Origin of the sequence: Streptomyces sp. NPDC058525 (assembly GCF_042719495.1) — a bacterium.
In the GTDB taxonomy this organism is placed as follows: domain Bacteria; phylum Actinomycetota; class Actinomycetes; order Streptomycetales; family Streptomycetaceae; genus Streptomyces.
The window spans coordinates 48,395-63,282 of the sequence record NZ_JBHXNP010000027.1; the positions used below are offsets into that span (position 1 = coordinate 48,395).

A 14,888-nucleotide genomic window follows, 5' to 3' on the forward strand; every position below is an offset into this window, starting at 1 on the left:
TGGTGGATTTCATGACTTGCCACGGCGAGGGATCGCCCATGCGTGCGTGGGACGACGGCTTCGGAACCGCTGGCGCGGCCGCGTCCGGTCCCGCTCGTGCGTGGGAGGTTAGGTATCGATTGCTCAGGTTCGTACACCGTGAGCACTGGAGGGTGGTCGGTGCGGGGATGGAGAGTCCGCGAGGCGATCTCTCCGCTCCGGATCGGAAGAGCAGCTCCTCCCTGAGGTGACGTCATGGTTGACATCGTCGAGAACACCGTCATCCAGCACGGACGCAACAGCGGATACTGGCCGCTGGCGCACATCCCGGAAGCCGCTGGCCAGGCGCGGGGTATCGCCCGCGCGATGCTGGCCGACTGGAGGCTCGGCGACGACGCCGTAGAGGCCATCATCCTGGTGGTATCCGAACTGGTGACAAACGCGATCGAGCACGCCATGGCACCCATCCTCTTGCATCTGCACCACGAGAGTCCGCGCGGCGGGGTGCGGGTCGAGGTCTTCGACGGCGGGCCGGCCGCCCGCGACGGAGAGTGGAGTGCCTCGTGCGGCGCCGGGGAGTGCGGCCGCGGGCTGTCCCTGGTCGCGGCGCTGAGCGAGGCCCACGGATCCAGGCCCACCGAGCGCGGCAGGGCGTGGTGGGCGCGGCTGGCCACGGAAGTCGCCTAAAACGCGCCGGCGGAAGGCATTCGAGTTCCCAGTATCAAGCGCCGCTTTCCACCTGACCGAAACCCGACTGCGGCGCGGCCACCCTCAACGTTGGTGCACCTGATGCGGCTCGGACGGGAGCGCCTCGAGGCTCGCGCCGAACTCCCTCATTGCCTGGCTCAGCTCGCGCCGGGTGTTGACGCCGAGCTTGCTGTAGATGTTCTGCAGATGATTGTCGACGGTCCGTACCGACAGGACCAGCTGTGCAGCGATGTCCTTGCTCGGCGCTCCGGCGGCGGCGAGCAAAGCAACATCTCGTTCCCGGGCGCTGAGCGGGGCGCTGGTCCCGGTCATGACGAGTAGCGGGGTGCGGACGCCTTTGCACCGGGCAGCGTAGGCTGCGGCTCGAGTGGTGGCGGCGGTGACGTGGCGGGACTGACCATGTCGTCGCCAGGCCGTGCCTGCGGCGCTCGCCGCTTCGGCAGCCAGCAGGAACGCACCGATGGCCTCCAGCTCGCGCGCCACGGCCAGCAAGTCATCGGGATTGTCTACGGACAGGGCATGCGCCAGCCGGGCTCGGGCCGGGGCGAATGCGCCGTCGCAGGTCATCGCAAGGTCTGCCAACCGATCTGCGGCGTCGCCGGCTGCGCCCAGCCGCGCCAGATCTGTCAGTAGCAGGATCTCGGATGTCACATGCCCGGTTTCGCGGGCTGCCTGGGCCGCTTCGGTAAGTACGTCGCGAGCCTGAGCGAGCCGTCCGTGCGCCACGTGCAGCCACGCCTCGCCGAGGCGTTCCTCGCCGGCGAATAGCCCCATGTTCGGGTGTTCGCGCATCTCCGAGAGAGCCGCCTCGGCGGCAGTCAGGTCGCCGAGTGTCGCCGCTGCCGCGGCCTGTCCCGCGAAGGCGTGGCACAGCACTCGGGTCTGGTGATACGTGCGTGCTTGTGCGACGGCCTCGGCGTACCAACGGCGGGCAGCCGCGATATCGCCCGCGAGCCATTCAACGCGGCCGCGGAGGAACAGGGCCCACACCCGAGGCTGTGGGCCCTGGGCCGCCACAAGGTCGGACAACGCCTGTTGGGAGATCTCTCGCGCTGCTTCGAGTCGGCCCGCGTCGGCCAGGGCGACGACCATGGGCAGCAGCTGTGAGGCCGGCGGTGGGGCGCCCAACGCGTTCTGATCAATCTGCAGATTCCTAGAGTAGGCATGTTGGGCCCAGGCGATCGCGTCCTCGGTACGCCCGCCCAGCATCAATCCGGCCGCCTTGGACAGCGCAGCAGTCGCCCACATATTGGGGTCGAGTGCGTCCCATGCACTGGCCTCCGTGCCCTCGAGGATTGCCAGGCCGCGGGCCGGTTCGCCTGAGAGCGTCCGTAGAGACGCCTCATTGACCGTCAGTGTGCGGCGGAGCTCCGGCGCGTCTGGGGGGATCCGCTCGCGGGCTGCTTCGTTCACTCGCAGGGCCTCTTCCGTGCATGCGGCCATCCAGAACAGGTTCCAGGTACGGATGAGGGTCGCGGTGACACCCTCGGCCCCGCCATCGGCTCTGAGCTCGGCCTCGGCAAGGATCTGATCAGCCCGCTGCCATTGCCCGGTCTGGAGAAGAGAATCCCCCTGGAGGACCAGACTGGCGGGCGTGTGGTCGCCTGTAGGCAGCGCGTCAAGGAGTGCTATGACCTGACCGTAGTCGCGGGCATGCCTGGCAAGGACAGCAGCCTGTGCAAGGAGCACGGAATCAGCTTCGCCAGTCGCTGCCAGCCGCCATGTCGCGATGTTCAGCGCGTCCTCCCGTCGGCGGGAGCCATGAGCCTCGATCCGCTGAGCCTGTTCCACGAGCACGCTTCGGCGCCGTAGTAGCGAGATCCTCTCGCGAAGGGCCTCCCCGTAGAGCGGATGGGTGAGGGTTATGGTGAGGCGTCGCCTTTCCTGGCGGATCTGCACCAAGCCAGCATTCTCGAGAGTGGCCAGCGTATCGGCCGCGGGCGCGGCCGCGATCGCGTCGGCCAAGGCCATCGGCTCGCACAGCGCCAGCAGCTCCAACATTGGCCTGACAGCGCGCGGCACGGCAGCAAGACGGGCCTCGATCAACTCGGCGAGTCGCGGTGTGCCCACCAGCCAGTCCTTGGCCAGGTCCCATATCTCCCCGTCGTTTGCAAGGCTCTTGGCCCGCAGTGCCCCCAGCACCAGCTCCCGAAGGTAGAGCACATTGCCGCCGGATGCCTCATGAAGCTGGTGCACGGCGCGATGCCCGACAGGACCGCCCAGAGCTGCTCGCAGTACCTCCTCGACCTGGTGCGGAGCAAACTCGACAAGGTCGATTCTGAGTGCCGCGTCATCCCCAATCAGAGCGTCAACCGCGTCGGTAATGGGCTCGCCAGCGCGCACCGTGCCGATCAGCCGTGCTGCGGACGCTTCGACTACGCCGTGAAGCAGCGCTGCCGATGCCGCGTCCAGTAGGTGCAGGTCGTCGATCAGCAATGCCCGCCGTGCCCGCCGCTTTGCCTGGCCGGCAAGCACCCGAGTGGCCACAGCGAAGCCCTTGACGGGGTCAGACAGGTCCACTTCCGGGGGGAGGAGGTGCGCGATCGCACCCAGCGGGATCGTGGCGGCCGCTGCCGAGGCCGTCGCGCGTCCCCCGCTCCACCCGGCGCGGACGGCACGGGCCAGGTACTCTTCGGCCAGTCTCGATTTGCCTACGCCCGCCGGTCCCACGATCACCACAGCACGGTGCCGCCGGCCTGCCCATGCCTGGTCGAAAGTCTCAATCTCGCTGTCTCGCCCTGCAAGCGGCCAGCGCCCGACTATCGAATCCTGCACGCTCATGAGGACACCTCGGCGAGTCGCGGCTTGAGCGTCCGTTCAGCCCGGCATGGCTAGTAGCACTGCTCCCATCCTACTGAGCCCGGTCGCATGGCCGCCTGGCGGGCCGAGAGCCAGAAGCGCTCGCTGGGCCCGCGGAATGATCGCCCGTTTGTGCGAGGACGCGATGCTGTACATGATCCGGGCCAGGATGACCTGGCACCACCTGCCACACGACGTCCCGCCCGCTACGGTGTGGTCCGACTGCAGTGCCCTCGGTACCCGCACCGCCGACCGATCGATCGGCTCGGCATCCGTCTGGGCCAACAGCACCGTGCCTGCCCACCGACGCCCAGGGCGTGCCTCCTCAAGCAGGCGACGGTCACCGTCGTCGTCGCGGACTGTAACGGCGGAGAAGCATCCGCTCGCCAACAGTCACGAGTCGTTTCATGCCGTGCTCAGCACGCTCATGTCTGCGTGATCATTGCGCTACCACTCAGCGTCGGAGGCAGGGTGCGGCGTCGACGTCTTAAGGCGGGCGTCCATGACGAAGGTGGCAGGACGCCCGATCAACGCGAAACAGGCCGGTGTCCCTGCCCCGGCCTGATGCCAGCGCCAGAGCCGCACCACCGCCCGGGCACGGGCGTAAGCCACAACCGCCCCCTGCCACCACGCCTCACCACCGGGATCCTCCACTCACGGCAGCCCAGGCGAGTCCACTTCGCCCCCACGCCCATGGCAAGGCTCTCGCGCGTTGAGCTGTCGACCTTGCTACTTCCGAGTGAACATCGCGAACGCCCCTGCTGGGTGCAACCTGTCTCATCCGTCCACACGCACGCCAGGCGAGGGAGAACCTTGAGGAGCTTCACCGATCCGAGATTCAAGAGGGCTGGCAACGTCTCATGAGACATCCGAATCGCGCAGAACTCGGTACGCCAGCAGATCTGTCCCCCCGAGCTGCAGGCCCGCGCCCAGCAGACCTCCACCTGGCTTGTCACCGGCATCCGCCCCTTCGCCACCCTCACCGCGGGCGCCCTCGCCACCGCCACCAACGTATGGACGGTCCTGCTGGCCGGAGCTGTCGTGCTCGCCGTGCCCGCGCTCGTCCTGTGGCGCTCGCCGGTCTCCCGCCTCACCTCCATGCCAGTCCCCGCGCCCGCTGGCGCCACTCGCCCCTGATCTTGAGGAGTCTGGCCATGACCATCCTGTCCACCGAGCCGCGCGGCACCGCAGCCCTTCTCGTGAACGCTGCCGACCAGTACCTCCTGCATCTGCGGGATGCCAACAAGGGCGTCGACCCGGGGACGTGGTCCATCCCGGGTGGTGACCGCGAGGGCGAGGAAACCTGCCGCCTTGCCGTCGAACGCGTGCTGCTCGCCGCCGTGTTCGGACTGCCCGGAGCCGCATGGCCGCTGAACACGGTCGGCTTTGTGTTCGACGGCGGCCGGCTCACCGCGGCGCAGCTCGAAGGGATCGTGCTGGACCCGGCCGAGCACGACGAGGTCCGGGCGCTTGCGGTAGCCGACTGGGAACCGCTCATGCCCGGCCGGGACTTCACCCGCCTCCAAGCGGTCGTGGCCGCCCGGGAGTCGGGCGTGCCCGTGTACTTCGAAGCCTGGAACTGGGAGAAGTAGATGAGCATCGTGCTGATGTCCGACCCGAAGGTGGCCGCGATCCCCGTCGCCGACAACGGCGAGCGGCTGGCCGACATCCGCGCCGGCGGGCACTTCCTGGTCGATGACCGTCGCTGCGACACGGCAGGCGCTTTCGCCCTGCTCCGCTCCGGCGTCGTGGACCGGCTCCTGCACGCACAGGAGCTGCTGCCGGACGGGCTGCGCCTCCTGATCGTCGAGGGGTACCGGCCGCCGAACCTGCAAACGCAGTACTTCCAGCAGTACACCGACCAGCTCCGGGCGGCCTACCCGGCATGGACGGAGGAGGAACTGCGGGCCGGGGCGAGCCGGTACGTCTCCCCGCCGGAGATCGCCCCGCACAGCGCGGGAGCGGCCGTCGATCTGACCCTCGTCGACGCGGAGGGCTCCGAGCTGGACATGGGCGTCCGCGTCAACGCGACCCCGGAGGAGAGCGCGGGCGCCTGCTACACGCTCGCCGACTCCATTACTCGCCAGGCCCGGATCCACCGCACCGTCCTCATCGACGCCCTGACCGGAGCGGGCCTCGTGAACTACGGATTTGAGTTTTGGCACTGGTCGTTCGGGGACCGGTACTGGGCCCTGATGTCGGGCCGCTCGACCGCCCTGTACGGACCGACCGTCCCGCACCCGGCCTGACCTCCCTGAACATCCTGCTGAAGGAGCACCCCGTACATGAGTACCCCACCCACCATGCAGGGATGGCACGACCACTACGACCGCGGTCGTGACTTCAAGCCGCTGACCGACGAGGAGAAGGCTGCCCTCCGACACCATCTGGCCCTCCCCCAGGACGCGGGCGACGCCGCGGCCCTGGAGCTGGGCTGCGGGACCGGTGAAGTGGCCCGGCTGCTGGCGGAAGTCGGATACCGGGTTACCGCGGTGGACTGGGCCGAGGCCGCCATCGAGCGCGCCGGAGCCAACCCGTCGCAGGCCATCACCTACCACCAGCTCGACGTCACCAGCGGCGACCTCGCCTCCCTCAACCCGGGCGGCGAGGGGTTCCGGGTCATCACCCTGCGTCGAACCCTAGCCCACCTGCCCGACCGGACCCGCACCGTCGCCGAACTCGCAGCCCTCCTTCAGCCCGAGGGCACGCTGTGCGTGATCACCCCGCACGCCGACCGATTCCCGGAAAAGCTGCGCGGGATCTGTCTGGACGACGCCGAGATCGACCTGCTCTGCGACGGCTGGGAGCACATCGAGCGCGTCGAGGCCAGCGACTCCACGGTCCTGCTGCTGCGCGGTCCGAAGACCGGCGCCGTCGTCTACGGGGAGAAGCGGACGCCGACGCCGGTGGCGATGGCCGGCGTCGCGGTCGTCGTCACCAACACCCGCGGGCAGCTCCTCCTCGGCTGGAACAACGCCCGCACCATGTGGGAGCTCCCGGCCGGGAAAGTTGAGCCGGGCGAGGCGTTCCAGGTAACGGCAGTAAGGGAGTTGGAGGAGGAGTCCGGACTGGTCGCCTTCCCGGAGGCGGTGATGCTGCTGGGCACCCTGTGCGACGTCACCCACGGGGGCTTCACCCGTGTCACCGAGGTCGCCCGGATCACCGACTACACCAGCGAGCCGACGGTGCGGGAGCCTGACCTGTCCCGTTGGGAATGGCACAACCTGTCCGACCTCCGGAGCCTGCCGCAACCGCTATTCACCGCCAGCGCCCAGGCCCTGAACGTCGCCTGGCCCGGCCTGCTACCCAACGTCCCGGCTGCCCACCACACCCCCCGCCCCGCCGGCACCATCCCTCTCAGGTTCGGTGAGTCTCAGAGCGCCCTTCGGCTGCGCGAACAGCTCGTGCGGGAGCTGACCGAGGCAGGCTGGACCGACACCGCCGAACTTCAACGGGCCTTCGAGACCGTGCCCCGCCAGGCCTTCCTGCCCGAGCAGCCCTTGGACCGGGCGTACGCCAACGAGGCAGTGGCGACCGTCTTCGACGAGGCGACCGGCCGCTCCATGAGCTCGGTTTCCCAGCCCGAGATGCAGGCCCTCATGCTCCGCGAAGCCGCTCTTCGGCCGGGCGACCGGGTGCTGGAGATACTGGAGTCCCGACAGGTTCAATCGCCCTCTGATCTGCCACGAACCTGCATTCCAGCAGGTAGATGCCCTGAAGCCTGGCCCCGCTCGATGGTGTGAGATTTCGGCAGTAACTCTTGGATTCTGCGAGTAATCGCTGTAACTTCCCTGTCCGTGGCAGATTCTGGAAGTCGCTGGCTCACGCTGGTCCACCCTCCGGCCCCGGACACGGCGCCTGAGACTTTGATCGCTACTTGGCCATGTTGATTTCCAGTTGGCCAGTAACGCGCCGTGATCAGAATCGTTGCTGTCAGTTGTGGTCGGGTACGGAGATACGTACACAGCCGGTAGGCCGGGCTGGTGTCGTGAGGGCGTGAAGACACAGATCAGCGCCCTGGTGCGGTCAGACGTTTGTGGGTTGGACGAGTTGGTCGTGCCGTACGACGCCGGTGACGTGGTACGCGCTCGCCTCTCACAGGAAGGTTCATGGCCGCGCCGGTGGTCGGCGGCGTGGCGTGTCGGCGGTGACGAGGTGGTCTGGCCGGTACGGGACATGGCTTCGGTTCCACTGGCCGGTACGGGACCGGTGCGTCGCTTCTCGTGGCGGGCCGGGCAGCGGCATCGGCCCGGGCTGCAGTTCCTGGTCTCGACGGGGCGGCATCACGGGTTCGAGTCGTTGGAGGAGGCCCGGCTTCTGTCGGTGCTGGACTTCGTGAGAGCGGCCGAGGTCTTCCCGCAGCCCTTCCGCATGTCGTTCGAGCACGAAGGGGGCCGCTCGGAACACACGCCGGACTTTCTGGCGCTTATGCCGGACGGCGGGCGGTGGTTGTTCGACGTCCGGCCGCGGCCGTTGGTGGGCGAGGAGGATGCTCTGAAGTTCGCCGCGTCCGGGGAGGCCGCATCGGTCTGTGGCTGGCGCTACACGGTTGTGACCGGGTGGCGGCCGAATGTGCTGAGCGTTCTGGACGCGTTGTCCGCTCAGCGCCGGCCTTTGCAGGATCCGTTGGGGCTGCAGCGGGAACTGGAGGCGGCGGCCATGACAGGGCCATCGCCGTTCGGCCGGCTCGTGGAGCGGACGAGGCTTCCCGCGGTCGCCCGCGCTCACGCACTCCACCTGCTCTGGCATCGCCGACTCGGTGTTGACCTGGGCCGGCCGCTGACGGACGCAACTCTGGTCTGGCGCCGAGGTGAGACCGGAGGAGGCACCTGATGCCGCTGCTGGACGTCGCCCGCGGGCTGACCTTGAAGATCAACGGCGTCAACCGGACGGTGGTGGAAGTACGCCCTCATCTCGGGCAGGTCGTCTTGGACCAGGGAGAGGGGGAGACCGAGGTGCGGACGATCCGGTGGCTGATCAACCACCCGGACTGCGTCCCGGTCAAAGCCGCCATCACCACGGGGATTGCCAGCGGACATCAGCCCGTCGCCAGAACGGACTTGAGCGAGGTCCAGCTGGACCGGGCCCGGAGACGGGCCGAGCACGTCCTCGAGGCGGAGACCGGCTACCGCTCTGGAAGCCCCCTTCGGGCACGGCCGGGCGAACCGAAGCCGGCATACGACCCGGCGAGGACCACGGTGAGCGAACGGCGCCGGTCGAAGGCTGCCGAACTCGGGGCCTTGGACCGCGGGGACGCCGCAGCTCTGGGCCTGTTGAACATGAGCGAGCGGACTCTGCGCAGACTCGCCTCGCAGAGCGCTACCGAGCTGGTGACCGGGTGCGCGGACGGCCGCTGGACCCGGAGGCGGGGCGGCCATCCGAGCATCACGGAGGAGATCCGGGAGGCGATCTTCGCGGTGAAGCGGGAGTGCGTGGACCGCTCCCGGATCAGCATGCGGGCCCGCCACCGGCTGATGCACCAGTACGTCGTCGAGAAGTTCCCCGACTTCCCGGCCGAGGACATCCCGGGCTACTTCACCTTGCGCAATGTCTGGCTGGAGTGGTTCGGCAGTGACGGCGGCCGCCAGCGCTACCTCCGCTCGGCGGAGGCCGTGGGGGACACCTCGCCGAGGGTGGTGGTGCACAGGCCGGGCCAGGTCGTCGCCCTGGACACCACGCCGCTGCCGGTGAAGGTCCGTGAGTCGGTGTTCGGGGATCCGGTGACGGTGATGCTCACCCTCGCTCTGGACCTTTACACGCACTCGATCGTCGCGTTCCGGCTCACGCTGGTGGCGGATACTTCGGTGGACATTGCGATGCTGCCTGGGGACGTGATGATGCCGCTGCCCATGCGAGAGGGCTGGGGCGGGGAGATGGAGTGGCCCTACCCGGGCGTCCCGGCGTCGGTGGTGGCCGAGTTCGCCGGGCACAAGGTTGCGGCCCTTCCGTTTTTCGCGCCGGAGACGGTAACCACCGACCACGGCGCCGCCTACAAGAACCACCATGTGGTGGAGGCTGAGCGAATCCTGGGCTGCAATATCTTGCCCGCCCGCACCCTTCGTCCTACCGACAAATTCGCCGTCGAGCGGGCGTTCTCGGCCGTCAACAGCCTGCTGCTGGAGCACCTGCTCGGCTTTACCGGCGCCGATGTCGCCGACCGCGGCGCCAACCCGGAAGGGGACGCCGTCCTGACCATGTCGCAGATGGAAGACCTGGTCGCGACCTGGGTCGTCCGGGTGTGGCAGAACAGGGTGCTGGGTGAATACGCCCCGGCCTGGGGCCCGGGTGAGGAACACAGCCCGAACTCGCTGTTCGCCGCCTCCATGGAACAGGGCGGGTTCGCCCTGCAGATCCCTCAGCCCAAGCTCTACTACCAGCTCCTGCGACGCCATCACGTGCAGATTCATGCGCGACGCGGGGTGAAGATCCTCGGACTCTGGTATCACGATCCGGTCCTGGACGAGCCCCGTCACCAGCAGCCGTCCGCCCGCGGCGGCAAGCACAAGGGCAAGTGGGTGGTCCACTCCGACCGCCGCGACCGGCGCACGGTGTTCTTCCAGGACGCGGACGACCACGGCCACTGGCACGTTCTGCGCTGGACCGGGCTGCCGCCCGAGGGCGAGATCCCCGCGTTCTCCGACCGGTCCGTCGAGGATCTCTTGGGCGAGGTCCGCCGGCGCCGCCTCGCTCCGCGCTCGGATGCCGAACTTCTCCCTGTTCTGCTGGACATTCTCGGAGAGGCGATCCCGGTCGGGCAGTGGCCGACGCAGAAGGCGAAGCAGGAGTCGAAGCGGCGTCGCACCGGCCGTTCCCGACAGGCCGCGCAGGCGCGGGCAGCCGAGCTGGACCGGACTCCTGCGGGCGGCGGCCCGAGGCCGGCGGGTGAGGTGGCGGAGTGGCCGGAGCAGGCCCGCTCCGTCGCGGAGGCGGTCGATGCGGACCGTCGGCGGCGGCGTGAAGCGTCTGCTCCGCGCCAGGCGACCCCTCCGCCGAGGCTCGGCGACTCCCTGCGGCGTCGGAGCCTGTTCCTGCTGCCACCGGACGAAGACGACGAGAGCGACGCAACCACAAGGGAGAACGCGTGAGTGAGGTCCTTGCACCGGGGGTCCTTGCCGGGATGCTGACCGGCAAGCCGCCCCGGCGGGACACCTACGAGGGGTGGCAGCACTACCGGGCGACCCGGGAGTCGTTCACGCCGGCGCCGAAGCTGTCCTTCGCGCAGTGGCGGGACCTGAGCCCGCACCGGCGGTCTCTCTACGACCTGCACCGCACCGCCACCCACGTGAACCTGCCGCTGCAGGAGACTCCGATGTCTTTGAGAGTCTCGAGGCTGGTCAACCGGCGGATGCGCAACAACGCGCTCAAGCAGAAGCCGGCCACCCGGGCCGGAGTGATGGTCACCGGATGGGGATATCAGGGCAAGACCGAGACGGTCTGTGAGGTCGCCGCATCCTTCGAGGACGCGTGGCTCGAGATGCACGGCCACCTCAACCCGGCTGCCGTCGAGGGCACGTGGGATCTGCACGCCCCCGTCGTCTATGTCCAGACGCCGGTGACGGCGAAACCGAAGAGCACCTGCCAGGCCGTGCTCAACTTCTTCGGCGCGAGCATGACGAGCATGAACCTGCCGCAGCTGATCCAGCAGGTCGCCCGGTCCCTCCACGACCATGGCGTCAAGGCGCTCATCCTCGACGACATTACGCGTCTGCGCATGCATCGGGCCGACGACCAGGACACCCTCGACCTGATCCGGGCCTTCATGAGCATGAACGTCACCCTGGTCCTGGTCGGCGTCGACATCCCTGGGTCGGGTCTCCTGCGCGAGGCCCGCTGGGACGGTCAGACACGGCAATGGGTGATGCCGTCCTCTGAGCACGCCCGCGTTCACGGCTTCGAGACCACTCAGACCGAACGCCGCTTCGACCTGGTCGAGCTCGATCACTTCCGCTACACCACCCCCGACGAGGTTGCGGCCTTCGAAGACCACCTCGGCGGCCTGGAAGGCCAGCTGCGGCTACTCAAGGCCAAGACCGGGATGCTCACCGGCGGTTCCATGCCCGAGTACCTGATCCGACGCACTGGCGGAGTCGTCGGTCTCCTGGAACGGCTCATCGAGGACGGCGCCCAGGAGGCCATGGACAGCGGCAAGGAGTTCCTCGACGAAGACCTTCTCGACGAGATCGTGATCAGTCTCGACGACCCCGGCCGCGACCACGCCGCCGGCGAGGTCCCCGCCATCCCTCAGCAGGCCAGCTCGCCGAAGAGGTCCGCAGTCCGCGGGCGCCGCCGGAACACCGTTTACGACGACCGCGGCCCCCGCGCCGCCGGCAGCTGACCGATGTCGAGGCCCGTTCCCCTTCCCCGGAGCCTGGTTCCCTTGGCGGGCGAGAGCCTGAGCGGCTTCCTGCTCAGGCTGGGACACCGCCTGGACCAGAGCCCCGGAGAGATCGCCCGGCGGACCGGAATCTGCCGGCGCTCTCACCAGGTTCCCGCCAGCCACATGCTGATGCTGGAGGCCGAGCAGCTTTCCTCCTTCGCCGCCGCCACCCGGCTTTCCCAAGCACAGGTTGAAGAGCTTCTGCTGCGTCGTCTGGCCCGGCACTACCCGCCGGCCGCCCAGATGAGACCCCGGGGAGTTTTCCCTCCCGGGCTCCTCGGGACGAGCACCCGCTTCTGCCCTCGTTGCCTGGCCGGGGACCAATCGGAGATCCAGCGGCGGCACGGCGGGCCCTGGCAGACGAGCTGGCGCCTGGCCGTCGTGTTCGCCTGCCCAGAACACCAGATCTTCCTGCGACACGACTGCTCCGCCTGCCAGCAGCCCCTCCTCAGCAGACGGCTCCTACCCGCGCTGACCGCGTCGGGGCTGCACCCAGCCCAGTGCCGCAGCCAGCTACCCGGACAAGGAGACCTTTGCGGAAACCGCCTGGACCGTCCGGATTCCCTGCCAACCGCGCCCGTCCTCAGCGGGCACCTTCTCCTTCTCCAGCGCCGGATCCTCAGCCTCCTCGACCCTGCCCAGCCGGCCGAGCACGCCTACACAGCGTTCGCCGATCTTCAGTTCATCGCCGCCGTCGTCAGCGCGACCTGGCCCGCAGCCTCCACCATCACGGCGGAGCCGGGCCTCGTTGCCCACCTTGATGAACACATCGAACGCGAGCGGAAACGCGACCCGCGCACGCTCACCCACATCGACAGGAGCAACCGCTGGGCGACGATCCCGGACTCGCCTTCCGCGACCGCCGCGCTGCTGGACATCTCCTCCCGGCTGCTCGGGCTGCCGGGCAACGGTCTCAGTCACGCGCTGACCGCACTCCTCGAACGCGCTCTGCCACCGAGCACCCCCGGCTGGGGCAAGACCTGGAGCATCCTGCGAACGGACGCCTCAACCAACCTCAAAGCCCAGGTCAGAGATGCTCTGCCCGCTCACTTCCCCGGACAGGCCGCGGCAGCGTCCACCCGTCGCCGCTCTCTACCGCCCTTGATCCCTCTCTTCGCGCGCGACTGCTCCTACCAGCCCGAACACATTCCCCAGTGGCTCCCAGACGAATGGTTCACGGCCATGGACGTCGCTCCCTCTGCACTGTCCATGGCACAAAGCCATATCTTCCGGCGCTTCGCGGCCCTCCAGATGATCAAGAACGTCACTGACATGACCACCGAGCAGGCCGCTCACTACCTCGGGATCCCGGACACCTGGCATCAAGGACCCCGGCGCCTGCGCAGACTCCAGCCCCCGGAGAGCCACCGGCACCGCATCAATCTCGGCACCGCCTTCGAGAGGCTGACTGAGCAGGTCTCTCGGCTCGCAAAACCGGTCGACTACCGCAGCCGACGGCTGCACTTCGCCGCCTGGACCCTCCCACCAGCGGATTGCGAAGCGATCGTTCAGCAGATCAAGGAGCCTCTGCCGAAGACCCGGTTCAGGCTCGACACCCGGCTGCACGACGCGGCCTCGGCCTTCATCTGGGCATACCTCACCGGCAACGAGTTCAGCCTCGCCCCCAGCCCACGCAACCCACGAGCCGTCATCGACACGTCGAGGAACAGCCCAGTTCTGAGCGCAGTCCGAATGATCAGGAGCCCAGGCGCAGCCAAGACCGGCTACCAGCTACTCCAGAGCCTGCTCACAGAGCACGCTGAAATGGTGCTCACAGCCCACGAAGCAACGAGTCCGGGACTGGCCAGATAGCGCGCAACGGTCTGGCCAACTACCGATCAACGAAATCCCGGTGACCAGCCCGGTCTCTGCACTCACTGGCCAGCTATCGATCAACGTCACAGCGCCCGAAGAGCCTGTGCCGCCTCCGACGGAGACCGGGCTCGCGAACGTGGTCACCCTGCAGCGCCGCGCGGCCGCGACCGTCACCGATGGCGACGCCGAGGCGTTCTTCCAGGACACGTTGATGGAGTACCTATGGGCGCGCGACGTCGCAGGTCTGGCCCCCACCACCCTGCACCGCCAAGTCCAACCCGTCGTCGAGGTATGCGATTTCTATGACCTGCCACCGTGGCAGATCACACCGCGGCACCTGGATCAGTACTTCGCCGGAGTCGGCAAGCGGGCGACGTCCACGCTGCGGAGCAAGCTGCTGAAGATCGACGGATACTCCACTTTCTCGAGCAGCGGTACGCCGGGGAGATCGCCCGGCGCTTCGGCGTGGCTGTCGAGTCTCCGGTCGATCCGTTCAACCAGCCTGTGCACCGTGGGGACTTCGGGCTGCGGGTCCCGCCGTCGAAGCGGGCGACGAAGGAGTTCTTCGCCTCGTGGCGCGGCTCGCTGCCGGACGCCCGGAAGTACCCGGTGTCCTGCCGGGACTATGTGATGGCCAAGCTGACGTACATATCGGCGGTGCGAGCTGCGGAGTTGTGCGCCGTGACCATTGGCGACATCCACTGGGAGCTGGGTCAGTGGGGCCGGTTCATTGTCCAGGGCAAGGGCGCACGGCGGTCCGGTCCGCGCGAGCGGCAGGCGTATCTGTTCCAGGAGGGCCGGGACCTTCTGTGGTGGTATCTGGAGGAGATTCGCGGGGAGTTCACCGACGACGCGAGCGATCCGGGCGCCCCGTTGTTCCCGTCCGAGCGACTACCGCAGGGGGTGGCGGCGCTGAATGTGCCGATTGCCCCGCCGGTCGGCCCGGATGCGTTTCGCCGGACGCTGCGGGATGCCTCGAAGCTTCATCTGACCGGGCCTGTCACTCGTCTATTTCCGCACCTACTCAGGCACGCCTGCGCGACACACCACTATGAGGACGGCATGCCGTTGTGGGATGTACAGCAAATTCTTGGCCACCGCTGGGCAACGACGACGGTTGGGTACCTTTCGTCGGTTCGCGCTGATCCGGAGAAGGCAAGCCTGGAAGCATCGCACCGGGCGGTCCAGCGGCTGAGGGGAAGGGCATAGC

General features: G+C 68.3%; 10 protein-coding genes. 9 read left to right on the forward strand and 1 reads right to left on the reverse strand.

The annotated features are described in order from the left end of the window. Positions 1–234 precede the first annotated feature (234 nt). A complete protein-coding gene (locus ACFWP3_RS15375) occupies positions 235–666 on the forward strand; it encodes an ATP-binding protein (protein WP_384220683.1) in 432 nt (143 codons plus the stop codon). Positions 667–750: 84 nt separating this feature from the next. Here ACFWP3_RS15375 and ACFWP3_RS15380 read toward each other — a convergent pair whose 3' ends face one another. Next, entirely contained in the window at positions 751–3,468 is a 2,718-nt protein-coding gene (locus ACFWP3_RS15380; protein WP_384220686.1) for a LuxR C-terminal-related transcriptional regulator, read from the reverse strand. Between the two features lie 1,172 nt (positions 3,469–4,640). Between ACFWP3_RS15380 and ACFWP3_RS15385 the strand changes: the two genes are divergently transcribed. The 8 genes from ACFWP3_RS15385 to ACFWP3_RS15420 all read left to right on the forward strand — a co-directional run bounded on the left by ACFWP3_RS15385 (position 4,641) and on the right by ACFWP3_RS15420 (position 14,887). Beyond that, on the forward strand, positions 4,641–5,078 hold the full coding sequence (locus ACFWP3_RS15385; protein ID WP_384220688.1) for a hypothetical protein: 438 nt from the start codon (positions 4,641–4,643) through the stop codon (positions 5,076–5,078). Beyond that, positions 5,079–5,735, forward strand: a complete 657-nt coding sequence (locus ACFWP3_RS15390) for a M15 family metallopeptidase (RefSeq protein ID WP_384220690.1) — start codon at positions 5,079–5,081, stop codon at positions 5,733–5,735. Positions 5,736–5,771: 36 nt separating this feature from the next. Further along, positions 5,772–7,229, forward strand: coding sequence for an NUDIX domain-containing protein (locus tag ACFWP3_RS15395; protein WP_384220693.1), 1,458 nt, complete (start codon positions 5,772–5,774; stop codon positions 7,227–7,229). A 298-nt stretch (positions 7,230–7,527) separates the two neighbouring features. Beyond that, positions 7,528–8,319, forward strand: coding sequence for a TnsA-like heteromeric transposase endonuclease subunit (locus ACFWP3_RS15400; RefSeq protein ID WP_384220695.1), 792 nt, complete (start codon positions 7,528–7,530; stop codon positions 8,317–8,319). Next, positions 8,319–10,571 (forward strand): transposase, encoded by a 2,253-nt coding sequence (locus ACFWP3_RS15405; RefSeq protein ID WP_384220698.1) that lies wholly within the window; start codon positions 8,319–8,321, stop codon positions 10,569–10,571. The genes ACFWP3_RS15400 and ACFWP3_RS15405 overlap by 1 nt, the downstream gene beginning before the upstream one ends. Continuing rightward, positions 10,568–11,821, forward strand: coding sequence for an AAA family ATPase (locus tag ACFWP3_RS15410; protein WP_384220700.1), 1,254 nt, complete (start codon positions 10,568–10,570; stop codon positions 11,819–11,821). Before ACFWP3_RS15405 ends, ACFWP3_RS15410 begins: the two co-directional genes overlap by 4 nt. A gap of 3 nt (positions 11,822–11,824) precedes the next feature. Continuing rightward, positions 11,825–13,675 carry a TniQ family protein gene (locus ACFWP3_RS15415; protein ID WP_384220702.1) on the forward strand — a complete coding sequence of 617 codons (1,851 nt, stop codon included), beginning with the start codon at positions 11,825–11,827 and terminating at the stop codon, positions 13,673–13,675. A gap of 318 nt (positions 13,676–13,993) precedes the next feature. Next, positions 13,994–14,887, forward strand: a complete 894-nt coding sequence (locus ACFWP3_RS15420) for a tyrosine-type recombinase/integrase (RefSeq protein ID WP_384220705.1) — start codon at positions 13,994–13,996, stop codon at positions 14,885–14,887. Position 14,888 lies beyond the last annotated feature (1 nt).

What these genes read in the sequence shown, in the direction of transcription:
- ACFWP3_RS15375 (WP_384220683.1), top strand. Translation starts at nt 235, where the DNA reads ATGGTTGACATCGTCGAGAACACCGTCATCCAGCACGGACGCAACAGC.
- ACFWP3_RS15380 (WP_384220686.1), bottom strand. Translation starts at nt 3,468, where the DNA reads ATGAGCGTGCAGGATTCGATAGTCGGGCGCTGGCCGCTTGCAGGGCGA.
- ACFWP3_RS15385 (WP_384220688.1), top strand. Translation starts at nt 4,641, where the DNA reads ATGACCATCCTGTCCACCGAGCCGCGCGGCACCGCAGCCCTTCTCGTG.
- ACFWP3_RS15390 (WP_384220690.1), top strand. Translation starts at nt 5,079, where the DNA reads ATGAGCATCGTGCTGATGTCCGACCCGAAGGTGGCCGCGATCCCCGTC.
- ACFWP3_RS15395 (WP_384220693.1), top strand. Translation starts at nt 5,772, where the DNA reads ATGAGTACCCCACCCACCATGCAGGGATGGCACGACCACTACGACCGC.
- ACFWP3_RS15405 (WP_384220698.1), top strand. Translation starts at nt 8,319, where the DNA reads ATGCCGCTGCTGGACGTCGCCCGCGGGCTGACCTTGAAGATCAACGGC.
- ACFWP3_RS15415 (WP_384220702.1), top strand. Translation starts at nt 11,825, where the DNA reads ATGTCGAGGCCCGTTCCCCTTCCCCGGAGCCTGGTTCCCTTGGCGGGC.